This window comes from Paraburkholderia sp. 22098, assembly GCF_052045935.1.
Classification (GTDB): domain Bacteria; phylum Pseudomonadota; class Gammaproteobacteria; order Burkholderiales; family Burkholderiaceae; genus Paraburkholderia; species Paraburkholderia caledonica.
In genome coordinates this window covers 323,362-336,269 of the sequence record NZ_JBQEPV010000005.1, presented here as the reverse complement: position 1 = coordinate 336,269, position 12,908 = coordinate 323,362, and the positions used below count along the sequence as shown (strand labels likewise).

Annotated in this window: 15 protein-coding genes and 1 pseudogene; 5 read left to right on the top strand and 11 right to left on the bottom strand. The window is 63.2% G+C overall.

The genetic code is table 11. From position 1 onward, the window contains the following. Nucleotides 1-27: 27 nt before the first annotated feature. Together ACTJLB_RS13215 and aroQ are read right to left on the bottom strand one after the other, a co-directional pair. Nucleotides 28-918, bottom strand: a complete 891-nt coding sequence (locus ACTJLB_RS13215) for a shikimate dehydrogenase (protein ID WP_410800718.1) — start codon at nucleotides 916-918, stop codon at nucleotides 28-30. An 8-nt stretch (nucleotides 919-926) separates the two neighbouring features. Then, nucleotides 927-1,382 (bottom strand): type II 3-dehydroquinate dehydratase, encoded by a 456-nt coding sequence (gene aroQ / locus ACTJLB_RS13210; RefSeq protein ID WP_020068256.1) that lies wholly within the window; start codon nucleotides 1,380-1,382, stop codon nucleotides 927-929. A 414-nt stretch (nucleotides 1,383-1,796) separates the two neighbouring features. Here aroQ and ACTJLB_RS13205 point away from each other — a divergent pair, with 414 nt between their 5' ends. The 3 genes from ACTJLB_RS13205 to ACTJLB_RS13195 all read left to right on the top strand — a co-directional run bounded on the left by ACTJLB_RS13205 (nucleotide 1,797) and on the right by ACTJLB_RS13195 (nucleotide 4,759). Continuing rightward, the gene (locus tag ACTJLB_RS13205) at nucleotides 1,797-3,680 is read left to right on the top strand and encodes a bifunctional sugar phosphate isomerase/epimerase/4-hydroxyphenylpyruvate dioxygenase family protein (protein ID WP_087753854.1); all 1,884 of its coding nucleotides are present in this window, start codon (nucleotides 1,797-1,799) and stop codon (nucleotides 3,678-3,680) included. A gap of 321 nt (nucleotides 3,681-4,001) precedes the next feature. Then, nucleotides 4,002-4,334, top strand: coding sequence for a hypothetical protein (locus ACTJLB_RS13200; RefSeq protein WP_020068254.1), 333 nt, complete (start codon nucleotides 4,002-4,004; stop codon nucleotides 4,332-4,334). Nucleotides 4,335-4,498: 164 nt separating this feature from the next. Continuing rightward, nucleotides 4,499-4,759 (top strand): hypothetical protein, encoded by a 261-nt coding sequence (locus tag ACTJLB_RS13195; RefSeq protein WP_020068253.1) that lies wholly within the window; start codon nucleotides 4,499-4,501, stop codon nucleotides 4,757-4,759. An 8-nt stretch (nucleotides 4,760-4,767) separates the two neighbouring features. Here the strand turns inward: ACTJLB_RS13195 and ACTJLB_RS13190 are convergent, their stop codons facing one another. From ACTJLB_RS13190 to ACTJLB_RS13175, 4 genes and pseudogenes are all read right to left on the bottom strand, one after another. Further along, nucleotides 4,768-5,097, bottom strand: a complete 330-nt coding sequence (locus tag ACTJLB_RS13190; RefSeq protein WP_087753855.1) for a hypothetical protein — start codon at nucleotides 5,095-5,097, stop codon at nucleotides 4,768-4,770. Nucleotides 5,098-5,107: 10 nt separating this feature from the next. Further along, nucleotides 5,108-5,875 carry an AraC family transcriptional regulator gene (locus ACTJLB_RS13185; RefSeq protein WP_020068251.1) on the bottom strand — a complete coding sequence of 256 codons (768 nt, stop codon included), beginning with the start codon at nucleotides 5,873-5,875 and terminating at the stop codon, nucleotides 5,108-5,110. A gap of 272 nt (nucleotides 5,876-6,147) precedes the next feature. Further along, nucleotides 6,148-6,258: pseudogene (locus tag ACTJLB_RS13180) on the bottom strand (2Fe-2S iron-sulfur cluster-binding protein); the annotation flags it as partial. Between the two features lie 78 nt (nucleotides 6,259-6,336). Continuing rightward, entirely contained in the window at nucleotides 6,337-7,059 is a 723-nt protein-coding gene (locus tag ACTJLB_RS13175) for a response regulator transcription factor (RefSeq protein WP_027777603.1), read from the bottom strand. A 394-nt stretch (nucleotides 7,060-7,453) separates the two neighbouring features. On the opposite strand from ACTJLB_RS13175, the gene ACTJLB_RS13170 reads away from it, so the two are divergent. Next, nucleotides 7,454-8,755: an MFS transporter gene (locus ACTJLB_RS13170; RefSeq protein ID WP_020068248.1), complete on the top strand. Its 1,302-nt coding sequence runs from the start codon at nucleotides 7,454-7,456 to the stop codon at nucleotides 8,753-8,755. Between the two features lie 203 nt (nucleotides 8,756-8,958). Continuing rightward, nucleotides 8,959-10,440: an MFS transporter gene (locus tag ACTJLB_RS13165; RefSeq protein WP_440783521.1), complete on the top strand. Its 1,482-nt coding sequence runs from the start codon at nucleotides 8,959-8,961 to the stop codon at nucleotides 10,438-10,440. Nucleotides 10,441-10,572: 132 nt separating this feature from the next. On the opposite strand, the gene ACTJLB_RS13160 is transcribed toward ACTJLB_RS13165, so the two are convergent. From ACTJLB_RS13160 to ACTJLB_RS13140, 5 genes are all read right to left on the bottom strand, one after another. Continuing rightward, nucleotides 10,573-10,845 (bottom strand): hypothetical protein, encoded by a 273-nt coding sequence (locus ACTJLB_RS13160; RefSeq protein ID WP_020068246.1) that lies wholly within the window; start codon nucleotides 10,843-10,845, stop codon nucleotides 10,573-10,575. Between the two features lie 73 nt (nucleotides 10,846-10,918). Further along, nucleotides 10,919-11,350 carry a DoxX family protein gene (locus ACTJLB_RS13155; RefSeq protein ID WP_020068245.1) on the bottom strand — a complete coding sequence of 144 codons (432 nt, stop codon included), beginning with the start codon at nucleotides 11,348-11,350 and terminating at the stop codon, nucleotides 10,919-10,921. A gap of 139 nt (nucleotides 11,351-11,489) precedes the next feature. Next, a complete protein-coding gene (locus tag ACTJLB_RS13150) occupies nucleotides 11,490-11,954 on the bottom strand; it encodes an RbsD/FucU family protein (protein WP_440783520.1) in 465 nt (154 codons plus the stop codon). Nucleotides 11,955-11,980: 26 nt separating this feature from the next. Continuing rightward, nucleotides 11,981-12,289 (bottom strand): hypothetical protein, encoded by a 309-nt coding sequence (locus ACTJLB_RS13145; RefSeq protein WP_440783519.1) that lies wholly within the window; start codon nucleotides 12,287-12,289, stop codon nucleotides 11,981-11,983. 50 nt (nucleotides 12,290-12,339) lie between these two features. After that, a complete protein-coding gene (locus tag ACTJLB_RS13140; protein WP_440783518.1) occupies nucleotides 12,340-12,708 on the bottom strand; it encodes a nuclear transport factor 2 family protein in 369 nt (122 codons plus the stop codon). Nucleotides 12,709-12,908 lie beyond the last annotated feature (200 nt).

Sequence of the window (12,908 nt, the reverse complement as noted above, 5' to 3'; positions counted from 1 at the left end):
TCGTCGTTTGCCGGTGTGCGCTACCGGTTAGCGTTCCAGCAACGACTGGAAATGCGTGTAGACGCGTTCGGCGTCCGGTTCGAGCCCGGTGAAAATGCGCATTGCGTCGACGGCCTGGTACACCGCCATGCCGCCGCCGCTCAGCGTGCGGCAGCCGAGCGCTTCAGCTGCCTGCAACAGCGCGGTGCGGATCGGGAAATAGACGATGTCGGCCACCCACAGACCGCTATGCAGCAATTCGGCGGGCAAAGGCAGTCCCGGCAACTTGGCCATGCCGGTCGGCGTTGCGTGAATCAGCCCATTGGCGGCCGCGAGCGTCTCTCCGAGCGACGTGCCAGCAGTGACCGTCCGATCCGCAAAGCGCTTTTGCAACTCGGCAGCGAGCGACGCGGCACGAGCAGCGTCGACGTCGAACAGCCTGAGCGTTTGTGCGCCCATGGCGAGGGCTGCGTGAGCGACAGCAGCGCCCGCGCCGCCCGCGCCCAGTTGCACCACCCGGTCAAGCGACACGTCCGGCAAACCGCGGCGGAACGCGCGGGCAAAACCGGACCAGTCCGTGTTGTGCCCGATCCGTTTGCCGTCCTTGAAAAGCACGGTGTTGACCGCTCCCAGCGCACGGGCGTCGTCGGACAATTCGTCGAGTAGCGGAATGACGGCCTGCTTGCACGGATACGTTATGTTCAAACCGTTGTAGCCCATGCGTTCGGCCGCGACCAGCAGATCGGGCAGCGCTGCTACATCGAGCTTCAACGCTTCCAGATCGATTCGGCGGTACACGTAATGCAAGCCGAGCTTGCTGCCCTCTTCCTCGTGCATCGCGGGACTCAGCGAGCCGCCGATGCCCGATCCGATCAGACCGACCAGATAAGAATTTGCACTGGCCTGTGCGTTCGTTTTTGCATTCGCTTGTTCATTCATTGGCACGTTCATTTCGCCGCCCTATTCTTGAGGATGGTGGCCATTCGCTCCAGCGCGAGCACGTAGCCTTGCGTGCCGCACCCGACGATGATTGCATCCGCCACCGCAGACACATACGAGTGATGACGGAACGGTTCACGTCGATGCACGTTTGAAATATGCACTTCGATGACGGGCTTTTCGATTGCGCTGAGCGCGTCGGCGATGGCCACCGACGTGTGCGTGTATGCAGCGGGATTGATGACGATGCCATCGACCTTGGTGCGCGCTGCGTGTAGCCAGTCGATCAGTTGATGCTCGGCGTTCGACTGGCAGAAGTCGATTGAAAGATCGAGGCGTTCACCGGCATCGCGGCAGAGTTTCGCGACATCGTCGAGCGTTTCGGCACCATAGATGGCCGGCTCGCGGGTGCCGAGCAGGTTGAGGTTGGGCCCATTGAGGACCAGTACGGAAGCAAAACTCATGACATCGATCTCCTGTCGGCGAGAGTTAGCGCTTCAGCGCTTACTCCCGCCCCATGCAAAGCTGTCGACGGGAGTTAGCGCTTTAGCGCTTACTCCAGTCCCATCCTACGCAGTTGCAACAAACTCGAACAATGAAGCGGATTGCGACAAGCGCAAAACGCTCCTCAACGTAAAGCGAAGTGTGCTCGCATGAGCCCTCTCCGTCATTCGGGGTTTATACGAATTTGTACCATCTAGTTAGTTTGTATAGACTATCGAAAAATGCGCTTACTATGGACAGTTGCGGCCTGTCGCTTGCTTCACGAGTAACGAACTAGCCCATTTTGCGCGCCGCAACATGGCAGTGGCCGGGCGCGTTGGCTTCAATGGCGCGCGCTCGCAATCTCCGTCCGACTGTTTTTGCAGGAGCTGTTCATGCAACGTTCGATTGCCACCGTCTCGATCAGCGGCACCCTCGTAGAGAAGCTCACCGCGATCCAGGCGGCCGGTTTCGAGGGCGTCGAGATCTTCGAGAACGACCTGCTCTATTTCGATGGGTCGCCCGCCGACGTGAGGCGTATCGCCGAAGATCTCGGGCTGCAAATCATGCTGTTTCAGCCGTTCCGCGATTTCGACGGCGTAAGCCCTGAGCGTCTCGCGCGCAATCTGGACCGCGCAAAACGCAAATTCGACGTGATGCATGAACTGGGCACGGACCGCATTCTCGTATGCAGCAACGTGTCGCCGGACACCATCTGCGACGATGCGCTAATGACCGACCAGCTCGGCGCGCTCGCGGAAGCTGCAGAGGCGGCGGGCGTCGTCGCTGGTTATGAAGCGCTCGCGTGGGGCCGGCACGTCAAGACGTACCGGCACGCATGGAAACTCGTGAACGCAGTGAATCACCGCAATCTCGGACTCGTACTCGACAGCTTTCACACGTTGTCGCTCAACGATACGGTGGACGCAATCGCCGACATTCCAGGCGAGCGCATCGCGTTCGTGCAGATCGCGGACGCACCCAAGCTCGCCATGGACGTGCTGGAATGGAGCCGCCATTACCGCTGCTTTCCGGGCCAGGGCGATTTCGACGTAGCCAACTTCACCGCGCAGGTCGTTAAGACGGGCTACAAGGGCCCGCTTTCGCTGGAGATTTTCAACGATGGCTTTCGCGCCGCGCCCACCAACATCACGGCTGCGGACGGACATCGCTCGTTGCTGTTCCTGGAGGAACAGACTCGCGCGTTGCTGCAAGCCGCGCGGCAGCCGGTCGGCGAGCTGTACGAATCGCCCGCGGCGCCCGCGCACGTCGGCTATCAGTTTCTGGAATTCGCCGTTGACGACACCACACGCGCGCATCTCGCCGACTGGCTCGGCAAGCTGCGCTTTCGCCAGGCAGGCCAGCATCGTTCGAAAGATGTGACGCTGTATCAGCACGGTGCCGCTTCGATCGTGCTGAACGCGGAACCGGATTCGTTCGCCAATGCGTTCTTCCAGCAGCACGGCTTGTCGCTGTGCGCGTCGGCGTTTCGGGTGAATGACGCGAATCAGGCTTTCGAGCGCGCCGCCGGCTTCGGCTACGCGCCGTTCTCCGGTCAGATCGGCCCTAACGAACGCGTGCTTCCGGCCGTGCAGGCGCCAGACGGCAGCCTGAATTATTTCGTCGACGAAACACCCGATCAGCCCACGTTGTTCGAAGCCGACTTCGTTCTCACGGACGTCAACGGCCCGTTCGAAGTCGGGCCGTTGACCCGCATCGATCACGTGTGCCTCGCCGTGCCGGCGAATTCGCTCGATACGTGGGTGCTGTTTCTGCGCACCGCCTTCGGCTTTCAGGCGGAGCCGGGCGTGCTCGTGCCCGATCCTTACGGCCTTGTTCGCAGCCGCGCGCTGCGCAGCCGCGACGGCTCGGTCCGAGTGGTACTGAACGCTTCAGTCGATCACCACACGGCGGTGGCCGAGGCGCTGCATACCTATCACGGCTCCGGTTTGAATCACGTTGCATTCAGCACGAGCGACATCTTCAGCGCGATTCCGGAATTCGTCGCCGATGGCTTGCCGGTGCTGCGCATCCCGCGTAATTACTACGAGGATCTCGCCGCCCGCTACGAACTGCCCGACGACATGCTGGAAGCGCTGCGCGAGCACAATATCCTTTATGACCGCGATGAACGCGGCGGCGAGTTTTTCCACGCTTACACGGAACAGCTCGATCAGCGCTTCTTCATGGAGATTGTCGAGCGGCGCGGCGGTTACGACGGCTACGGTGCAAGCAACGCGGCGGTGCGGCTCGCCGCGCAAGCGCAGCGGCGCAAGTAGGCGGCGCTCGCCGGCGCCTTGCGTGGACGGGGAACGCCAATCGAGAATTGCCAATTGGGATTCACGGCAAGTCGCGTCGCATCGGTCGCCTTGAGAAACGTGGCGGCGCGGGCACGCGTCGTGCGGCATCCGCGGGGAGTACGCCCTACGCCCGATATAATGGCGCCTTAAGTCGCGGTCCGCGCCGCGCGGCCGCGTCGGTACTCGGGTCGGGCGGTTCAAGCAGGTCGGCTAGGGCGGCGGCTACGCGATAGCAGCGCTCGCGACGCCTCTAGCTCGAACCCGCGCCCACCGTCAGCCGAATGAAACGCCAGGAGAGATATGAAGAAGTTTGCCGTAGTCCTGTCAGTTCCCGTGCTTCTCAGCGCTTGCGCCTACTTTCAGAAGAACCCGGATGCCGGCGAGCCGGTCACGGACACCAATACGCAGCGCTCGGTCAACGATGTCATCGCCTGCCTGACGCAGTTGGCGTCGAATCACAATGCCGCGTTCAAATCCACGTCGATTCCGCAAGGCCAGATGCTGGACTTCGGCGATTCGAACATCATCAAGGTGCGCAGCGACAACGGAGCGACCACTTACCGTTTCTATGCGGGCAAGCGCCACGTGAACAATCTGTGGATCGAAACGGCGGGGAAAACCTGCGCGCCGTAAGCCGGGGTTGCCCTAGCGGGCAAAAAAAGCGGCGCTGTTAAGCGTTGGTAAGGTGCGCCGGTGCCATCTTCGTGTCACGGTGTTACAGGACAATGGGTCTTAAGAATCGTTTAAGACTTCGTCCGCATGATGCCTCGGACACGACCCAGCACGAGGTGCGCACCATGAACCAACCCGAACCGAATACCAACGACACGCCCGCGCCGGCAAGGCGTCCGACCATCCTGCGGCGCCTCCTGAGTCATCACGAACTGGCGACGTTGCTGCTTTTGCTGCACGCGCCCATCGACGCGTCCGCCAAACCCGAGATTCCGCAACTGCACGAAGCCGGCCTGATCGAAACGATCTCGAACGAAGCGGGCGGCTCGCGCATCCGCCTCACCCCTGAAGGCAATGCCGTGCTGCGCGGGCTGGGCGTCAAGTAACGCACGCTTTACGCCTGCCACACGCCGTACCCTGCTTCGCGTAGTCCAATCGCCAGTTCCACTTCCATTTCCTGTGCGCCGCGATACGGCATGGGATTGAACACTTCATACAGCTCGGGTACAAGGCGCAAGCCATAGTCGCGCACATAGCGATTTGCCTGAATGCCGGCTTTATGCCGGTCGAAGCGCAGATCGGGATCGAGCCCGGTCATCCCCACATACACGCATGGCTTGTCGAACCGGTAATCCGGATTCGCGCGGCGAAAGCGCGCCTCGTTCCAGACCTTGTCGTCGAGTACGACGACGTACACATAGTAATGATGCTTACGGCGAACCATATGCCGACGCTCAACTCCGCGAAGTGCCGTGCAGCAGCATCCGGTATTCGGTCGGCGTTACGCCGACGGTCGCCTTGAACTGACGCGTGAAGGCGCTGTGGTCCGTGTAGCCGCACAGTGCGGCGACGTCGGTGACCTTGTCGTGCGAGACCAGCAGTGCAGTGGCGGCATCGAGCCGTGTCTTCAGCAGAACCTGGCGCGGAGTCAGATGAAACACCTTGTGGAAATACCGCTCCAGTTGCGCGACGGACATATCCGCCATCACCGCCAACTGCTTGAGATTCAGCGGCTGCACATAGTTTTCCTGGATGAACTGCACCACCGCGGCCAGCCGGCTATAGGCCGGATGGCTGCTTTCGTCCGCCCGCAGATCGCGTGAAATGCCCGCAAGCCCGACGATCACGCCCGTGGCGTCGCGCAACGGCTGCTTGGTGGTCAGACACCAGCCCGGCTGGCGACCAGGATAAAGGTGCAATTCCAGCTGATCGATCATCTGGTTGCCGACGTGGATCACCCCCTCGTCCTGCGCCGTATAGATGCGGCCGAAGCGGCGCGGGAACACATCCTCCGCGGTTTTGCCCAACAGCGCCGTCTTTTCCTTGAAGCCGCAACGCGAAGCCAGCGTGCGGTTGACCAGCGCATAGCGCGCGTCCGCGTCTTTCACAAAGAAAACGACGTCGGGCAGCGCGTCGAACACGGGCTCCAACTGCCTGAAATGCGACAGCATGCCGGACAACGTTGCTTCGTCAGGTGAAAACTGATGAGCCAGCGTGTTCATCGTGCAGGTCCCGTGGGTCCGAGCCGTTTATAAGAGCGCAGGAGTAAGCGCTGCATGCCGGCAGTTGGCTTGCGGTCGATTCGCGCTGCATGCGCGGTCGATTATAAAGCGGCAGGCTGGCCGACAATATCCGCTCGCCGGCGACGCGCGGTGCGAGTCAGTCCACCTGCGGCGACTGTGCGCTTGCCGCGATCAGCGTGCCGATTTGCGTGCGACTGAATGGCGGACGGGGCGTCGCCGACGGCCAGCCGAAGTAGACACTCGCGGCCGGGTCATCGAGCGCCCTCTTGCTGCGTGCGTACCGCCTGGCCGTCGCGGCAAAGCGTCCGACACGCGAACGCGTGCGCGCGGCCGTCGATCGTCACCCTGCATTCCTGGCACACGCAGGAGACGGTGGCGATCTACAAACTGCTGAAAGCAGGACGGCTTGAAGAAGCGCGGACGAGAGCTAACCGCAAAGTTCAGGCGGCCTGCTGCTGCTCATGTATCGCCTCTTCCTGACGCAGATGCAGCAGCCTGTAGCCGCTCTTATAGACCGGCTGCAAGCGGAACTCGTTTTGCGGCTCGATTTCGAGCAACAGGCGCAGCCGCGACACATGGCTGTCGATCGTGCGCGTGAACTCGCGGAATTCACGGCCCCACACCATCGCGAAGATGTGATCGCGCGACATGACGCGGCCAATGTTCGAGAAGAACAGCGAAGCCAGCCGGTATTGCGTGCCGGATAACGAGACCGGCTGACCGCGCAGCATGACGATCTGCCGATGGGTGTCGAATCGGTACGGGCCCACGTCGAAGCTCGAGGTGCTGAAGCGGTCCGGATAGGCGCGCCGCAGCAACGCCGCGACGCGCTCGCGAAACTCCGCGGGCCGAACCGGGAGCGCGGTGTAGTCGTCGGCGCCGTTGACGAACGCGCGAACCATACTTTCTTCCGACGTGTCTCTCGACACGAAGATCACCGGCACGCGGTCGCCCCCGACCGCCCGCGCCGTCCTCAACACCTCGGTGCCCGACAGACGGGTGCCGTGCCAGTCCAGCACGAGCAGATCCACGGTGGACCGCGCCAGCGTTTTCGACATGGTGAGACCGTCGTCGTAGCCCGCGCAGGTATGGCCGGCACTCGTCAGGATTTTTTCAATCGACTGACGCATGACGGGATCACGTTGAAGAATGGCAATGCGCATGGGATGACTCTTAACAGGTGGCGTGGACGCGATTCTCAAAGGCGCCTCACCCCTATCCCATAGGATCAATCCGAATTTGACGCGCGCTCTGACGAATCGCATCGACGAGTGGCCGACGGACTACAGGCACCTTCGCGCGACACGCAGGGTTCGTCGCAAGATCCGGGAAATTGCAGGACAGGCGGAACTTTTCCCAATCTAATTAAGCACTTCCCGAAGCGGATCGCTTTCATCCTGTAAAATCCCGCGCTGGCTTCTTTCGTCATCGCGCCGCCCTACCCGGGCCGGTGCGCCGGTGTCCCGCGCTCTACCCAGCCGCCGCCACACTTCTCGCCCGACGATCGCCGTTTTTCCACGCGACACGTGGTTTCCAATTCAAGACAACGACAAAGCAATGCAAGCGACAAATCTGGGTGGAGCGCAGGCTGTCACCCCACGCCCTCTTGGGCGCAGCGACTACAAGACACTCGGCCTCGCCGCTCTCGGCGGCGCGCTCGAGTTCTACGACTTCATCATCTTCGTGTTCTTCGCACCGGCAATCGGCCAGTTGTTCTTCCCGGCCGCGATGCCGGACTGGCTGCGGCAGGTGCAGACTTTCGGCATCTTCGCCGCGGGCTACCTCGCGCGGCCGCTCGGCGGCATCATCATGGCGCACTTCGGCGATCTGTTCGGCCGCAAGCGCATGTTCACGCTGAGCGTGCTGCTCATGTCCGTGCCGACGCTGATGATGGGCCTGTTGCCCACCTACGCGAGCATCGGCGTCATGGCGCCGGTCCTGCTGCTGCTATTTCGCGTGATGCAAGGCGCGGCGGTCGGCGGTGAAGTGCCGGGCGCGTGGGTGTTCGTCTCCGAGCACGTGCCGCAGCGGCACATCGGCTATGCGTGCGGTACGCTGACGGCGGGCCTCACGGCCGGCATCCTGCTCGGTTCGCTGATCGCGTCGGCGGTCAATCGCAACTTCGCGCCCGCCGAAATCGCGGATTACGCGTGGCGCATTCCGTTTCTGATCGGCGGCGTGTTCGGCATGTTCTCCGTCTACCTGCGCCGCTGGCTGCACGAGACGCCGGTCTTCGCCGAACTGAAGCAGCGCAAGGCGATTGCCGCCGAAGTGCCGCTCAAGGCCGTGCTGCGCGACCACGGCCGCGCGGTGATCGTCTCGATGCTGCTTACGTGGATGCTGTCCGCCGCTATCGTCGTCGTGATTCTGATGACGCCGACGCTGCTGCAGAAGCAGTTTCACATTGCGCCGGCCACCGCTTTGCTGGCCAACTGCGTGGCGACGCTGTGCCTGACGATCGGCTGTGTGTTGGCGGGCTCGATCGCCGGCCGTATCGGCGCGGGACGCACCATCTTCATCGGCGGCCTTGCGCTGGCCGTGACGTATTACGTGATGTTCCAGCAACTCTCCGTCGATGCCTCGGCGCTCGTGCCGCTGTACGGCGTGACCGGGCTGCTCGTCGGCGTGATCGGCGCGATTCCGTTCGTGATGGTGAAAGCCTTCCCGCCGGTCGTGCGCTTTTCGGGCATCTCGTTCTCGTACAACGTCGCCTATGCGATCTTCGGCGGCCTCACGCCAATCGCCGTGTCGCTGATGATGAAGTCCAACCCGATGGCCGCGCCGCTGTATGTCGGCGCGATCTGCGTGATCGGTGCACTGACCACGCTGTTCATCAAGGATGCGCCGCAAAAGCGCTGATCCAGCGCACGCGGTGGTGAAGAGAATGGCGCGCCTTCGGGTGCGCCGTTTTTATTTGCGGCGGCGTTTTCCTGTCCGCTTGTAGACAGCGCCCGACTCGTCACGCCATTTTGGAGACCACGGCAGCCACAGTTTTCGACCGACATCGACACTTCACGCCGGCCCGAAACATGGTGCGCCACATCGCGCCTACGATATAGCGCATGACCTCCACAAAACGTACCGTTTCGCCCGCCCTCGGCCGCGTGCTCGCGACTGTCAGCGTGGGCTTCGTCGTCACGCAACTCGACGTGACCATCGTCAATATTGCGCTGCCTGAAATCGGCGCGAATCTGCACGCCAATGTCGCGGGCCTTCAATGGGTCGTCGACGCCTACACGCTCGCCTTCGCGGTGCTGATGCTGTCGGCCGGTGCGCTCGGCGACCGCTTCGGCGCGCGTCGGCTGTACGCGGCGGGTATCGTGCTGTTCGCGCTCGCGTCGCTCGCTTGCGGCGTCGCGTCCGGCGCGCCGATGCTGGTCGCCGCGCGAGCGTTGCAAGGCATCGGCGCCGCCGCGATGCTGCCGAACTCGCTCGCCTTGCTGAATCAGTCGTACGGACACGACCCGAAACTGCGGGCTCGCGCCGTCGGGCTGTGGACGGCGGCGGGCGCGATCTCCATCGCGGCCGGCCCGGTAGCAGGCGGGCTGCTGATCGCCGCCTTCGGCTGGCGCAGCATTTTTCTTGTCAATCTGCCGATCTGCGCTGCCGGTTTTCTGGCGACCCTGCTGTGGGTGCCACGCCCCGAAGCCGCTGTCCCGGCAACCGCTCATCCTGAAACAGCCGGCCCTGAAACCGCTCCGCCGACGCCGCGCGGCATCGATCTGAGCGGCCAGACGCTCGCCATTGTCGCGTTGACCGCGTTCGTTGCCGCGGTGATCGAATGGCGGCCACTCGGCTTGAGCCATCCGCTCGTCGCGGGCGGTTTCGTGCTTGCGGCGCTCGCCGGCAGCGCGTTTGTCGCGGTCGAAGCGCGCGCGAGCGCGCCGATGCTGCCGCTTTCGCTCTTCGCCGGGCGCAGCTTCAGCGCGGCCGTGCTGTTCGGCATCTGCGTGAACATGACCTATTACGGGATGGTGTTCGTGCTGAGCCTCTACCTGCAGCGGGTGCGCGGCTATACGGCACTGCAGGCCGGTCTTGCATTTTTGCCGTTGACGGGCGGCTTCCTGATCTCGAACGTCGCAAGCGGCTGGGTGGTGGGCCGCTTCGGCGTGCGTGTACCGATGATCGCCGGCGCGATCACCGCCGGGCTTGGCTACGGCCTGCTGCATCTGGTCGACGCGAGCACGCCGCTGATCGGCCTGCTGTTGCAGTTCCTGCTGATTCCGTCAGGCATGGGACTCGCCGTTCCCGCGATGACGACCGCCGTGCTGGCGTCGGCGCAAGCGTCGCGGGCGGGCACGGCGTCGGCGGTATTGAACACGGCCCGGCAGGCGGGCGGCGCGGTGGGCGTGGCCGCATTCGGCGCGCTCGCCAGCGGGGCGGCGGCCACGCAAATCGTCTCGGGGATGCAAGCGGCGACCGCGATCTCGGTCGGCCTGCTCGCGTTCGCTGGCGTGATCAGCTGCCTCGTGCATCCGCAGCCGCATTCGTCGTCGCAGGCAAGGCGTGAGGCGGATTCTGCGCCAGTCGGCAATCCGCGCTGAGCCTGCGCGTCCGGCCGGACGGCCTTTGCCGACGACACATGAAAAACGACCCCCGCGGCTCGGGCGCCTCGGGGGTCGTCGACAGAATTGTCAGCGGTGAATAAGACCGCGTGCGTAAAGCAGCCAGGCGCGCTACAGCGACGCCTCCTGAATCGTTCCGGTATTGATCGCGGCTTCGATCAGCCCTTCGCTTTGCGCCTTGCTGATTGCGTCGGCGATCAGTTTTTCGGGCTCCTCGATCTCGGCCTTGATTGCGCTCAGGAAGCCGGACGCATCCAGCACCACGAGTGTTTTTGCGGACTCGGCGAGGCTGATGATCACGCGATGCGGCGTGGGCCCTTCTCCAAGACTCGCGCACAACTGCAACACTTTGCCGCCAATGGATTGCTCGAAACTTTGAATCATATTTACTCCCTTGTTTGCAGCCGGAATACGTCAGTCAGGCAAAACCAGCGGGGAATCGCTGAGCGTGGTGCGCTCAAAGACCCAACCCGCTGCGCGGCGCGCGCGCACCGTCGATACTGATACGCCCCGCGCCGGTCACGAACAGCAGCAGAAAACCGCCGGCGATCCCAATGTTTTTCCAGAAATGGATCACCATGTCGCGCTGCAAGGCGGCGTCCGTCACGTTCCAGAAGTCGTGGCCCAGCACCGCCGTAGCCACCGTATAAACCGCCATGATCAGCGCGAGCGGGCGCACCTTGAAGCCGACTATCAGCAGGAGCCCACCCACTGCCTCGACCGCGGTGGCGATCGGCGCGGCGATCTGCACGAAGGGCACGCCCTTGGAGTGCAGGTAGCCGACAAAGCCCGCATAGCCCAGCAGTTTCATCACACCGCCCCATAGAAACAGAACAGCGAGCGCAATGCGTGCGATGAGAATAACGCCGGAATCGACGGGACGCGTCATGGGGGACTCCTGTAGATGAATAAGCAGCAGACCCGACTAAAAGGCCGCAGTTCCCTACTTTGCCTCTGAGCATATGTGCATTGCCCGCGCTTTCCAAGACGGGCAAGCATTTGAACGACCCAAAGCGGCAGACTGGCGACTACGAGCGAGGGGCGTCCGGCGCGAGCAGAACGCCTTTTGTGAAGACGAAGCAGCCATAGCCGCGCTCCTCGCCGGTAGCGATCACGCAATACGCCTTGCGCGCGCGCTCATAAAACGCGAACCGTTCGATGGACGCAAACGGCACGTCGCGCCCTTCGGCGGCATTGACCTCGGCCTGCGCCTCGCGCTGCACGGCGGGCATGGTATGCGGCTCGCCGACCACTTCCATGCGCGACGCGGGTTGGTCGATGAACGTATCGAGCGGCATGACCGAGAGCACGGCGCGGATCGCACGCGGCGAGCTCACGCCGTCGAGACGAAGCAGCTTGCCGAGCACCGAGGAGCGCGCGACGGAGTTGGCCGGAAAGTTGGCGTCGCAAATAACGAGCTCGTCGCCGTGTCCCATTGAGCGCAGGGCATGCAGTACGTCGGCGTTGAGCAGAGGATCGAGATTCTTAAGCACTGTGTCTCCATGCAAGTTGCTTGCGGTTATTCGAATGGCTCGCATTGCGGCAATCGATTGTAGCAAGCAACGTTGCGCGTTTCGGGGAGATTCCAGTGAAGAGTGCACGACGTGCCGCCCACGCCTCGCAGCGCGCCGCCGCAACGCCACCGCAACCATCCGACGGCCGCGAGCAGCATCAGCCCCGCGCCGCCCGCCACTGGTTCGCGCCAGCCGAGTAACGCGGTAAACATGAATGCCCGCGGGCCGGCGAGCAGCGCGAAGCCGGCGATCGCGCCGCGCAGCGCGTCGATGGCGTGTGCGTATCGCGCAAACTTGATGACGGGCTCGTGCATGATCGTCTCCACGTAAAGATGACGGTAGCGACGCAGCGGGCGCCGTGCGATCAGGCGCCCGTGGGCACCTGATCGAGGAAGCCGGTCACTGCCTGCAAACGGCCGTGCGCGTCGACCACGCCGAAGTCGGAGCCGTTGACGATCGCCTCGCCGTCGGGCGTGACGAGTGCCCACGAAAAGCGGAGGCGGTTGCCGAAACCGTCCACGTCGGTCGAGCGGCGAAACGTGTGATGTGCAAAGCGCTCCTGGACCGCGCGGATCATCGCGTCGATGCCGTCGTGGCCGGAGCCGGCCATCAGCGGGTCGCGGTAGTCGGCGTCGGTCGCCCATGTCGCCGCGATCAGCTTGCGACGGCGCTCGCCATCGGTCTCGTTCCATGCGTCGAAATAACGGTCGATCAGATCGGTATGCGCGTTCATCTGCAACTCCTTGATTGGTAATGACTGAGCGCTACGCTCGGCATACACGTCGCATGCGGCGGGCTCGGAGTGAAGATTCGCGGTTAGCGGGCCGCGCGTCGATTACGTCGCAGGTAATCATTGCGCGGCTGGTGCCAGCAGTCCCGACGTTCGTGCGCGGCAATGCGTCGAGCGCATTACCTCGCAGGTAATGGATCGGC

Bases quoted from the DNA above. Each gene is read 5' to 3' on its own strand.
- ACTJLB_RS13140 (WP_440783518.1), bottom strand. From the start codon at position 12,708: ATGAACGCGCATACCGATCTGATCGACCGTTATTTCGACGCATGGAAC.
- ACTJLB_RS13145 (WP_440783519.1), bottom strand. From the start codon at position 12,289: ATGCACGAGCCCGTCATCAAGTTTGCGCGATACGCACACGCCATCGAC.
- ACTJLB_RS13165 (WP_440783521.1), top strand. From the start codon at position 8,959: ATGACCTCCACAAAACGTACCGTTTCGCCCGCCCTCGGCCGCGTGCTC.
- ACTJLB_RS13155 (WP_020068245.1), bottom strand. From the start codon at position 11,350: ATGACGCGTCCCGTCGATTCCGGCGTTATTCTCATCGCACGCATTGCG.
- ACTJLB_RS13160 (WP_020068246.1), bottom strand. From the start codon at position 10,845: ATGATTCAAAGTTTCGAGCAATCCATTGGCGGCAAAGTGTTGCAGTTG.
- ACTJLB_RS13170 (WP_020068248.1), top strand. From the start codon at position 7,454: ATGCAAGCGACAAATCTGGGTGGAGCGCAGGCTGTCACCCCACGCCCT.
- ACTJLB_RS13205 (WP_087753854.1), top strand. From the start codon at position 1,797: ATGCAACGTTCGATTGCCACCGTCTCGATCAGCGGCACCCTCGTAGAG.
- ACTJLB_RS13215 (WP_410800718.1), bottom strand. From the start codon at position 918: ATGAATGAACAAGCGAATGCAAAAACGAACGCACAGGCCAGTGCAAAT.
- ACTJLB_RS13200 (WP_020068254.1), top strand. From the start codon at position 4,002: ATGAAGAAGTTTGCCGTAGTCCTGTCAGTTCCCGTGCTTCTCAGCGCT.
- ACTJLB_RS13185 (WP_020068251.1), bottom strand. From the start codon at position 5,875: ATGAACACGCTGGCTCATCAGTTTTCACCTGACGAAGCAACGTTGTCC.
- ACTJLB_RS13175 (WP_027777603.1), bottom strand. From the start codon at position 7,059: ATGCGCATTGCCATTCTTCAACGTGATCCCGTCATGCGTCAGTCGATT.
- aroQ (WP_020068256.1), bottom strand. From the start codon at position 1,382: ATGAGTTTTGCTTCCGTACTGGTCCTCAATGGGCCCAACCTCAACCTG.
- ACTJLB_RS13195 (WP_020068253.1), top strand. From the start codon at position 4,499: ATGAACCAACCCGAACCGAATACCAACGACACGCCCGCGCCGGCAAGG.
- ACTJLB_RS13190 (WP_087753855.1), bottom strand. From the start codon at position 5,097: ATGGTTCGCCGTAAGCATCATTACTATGTGTACGTCGTCGTACTCGAC.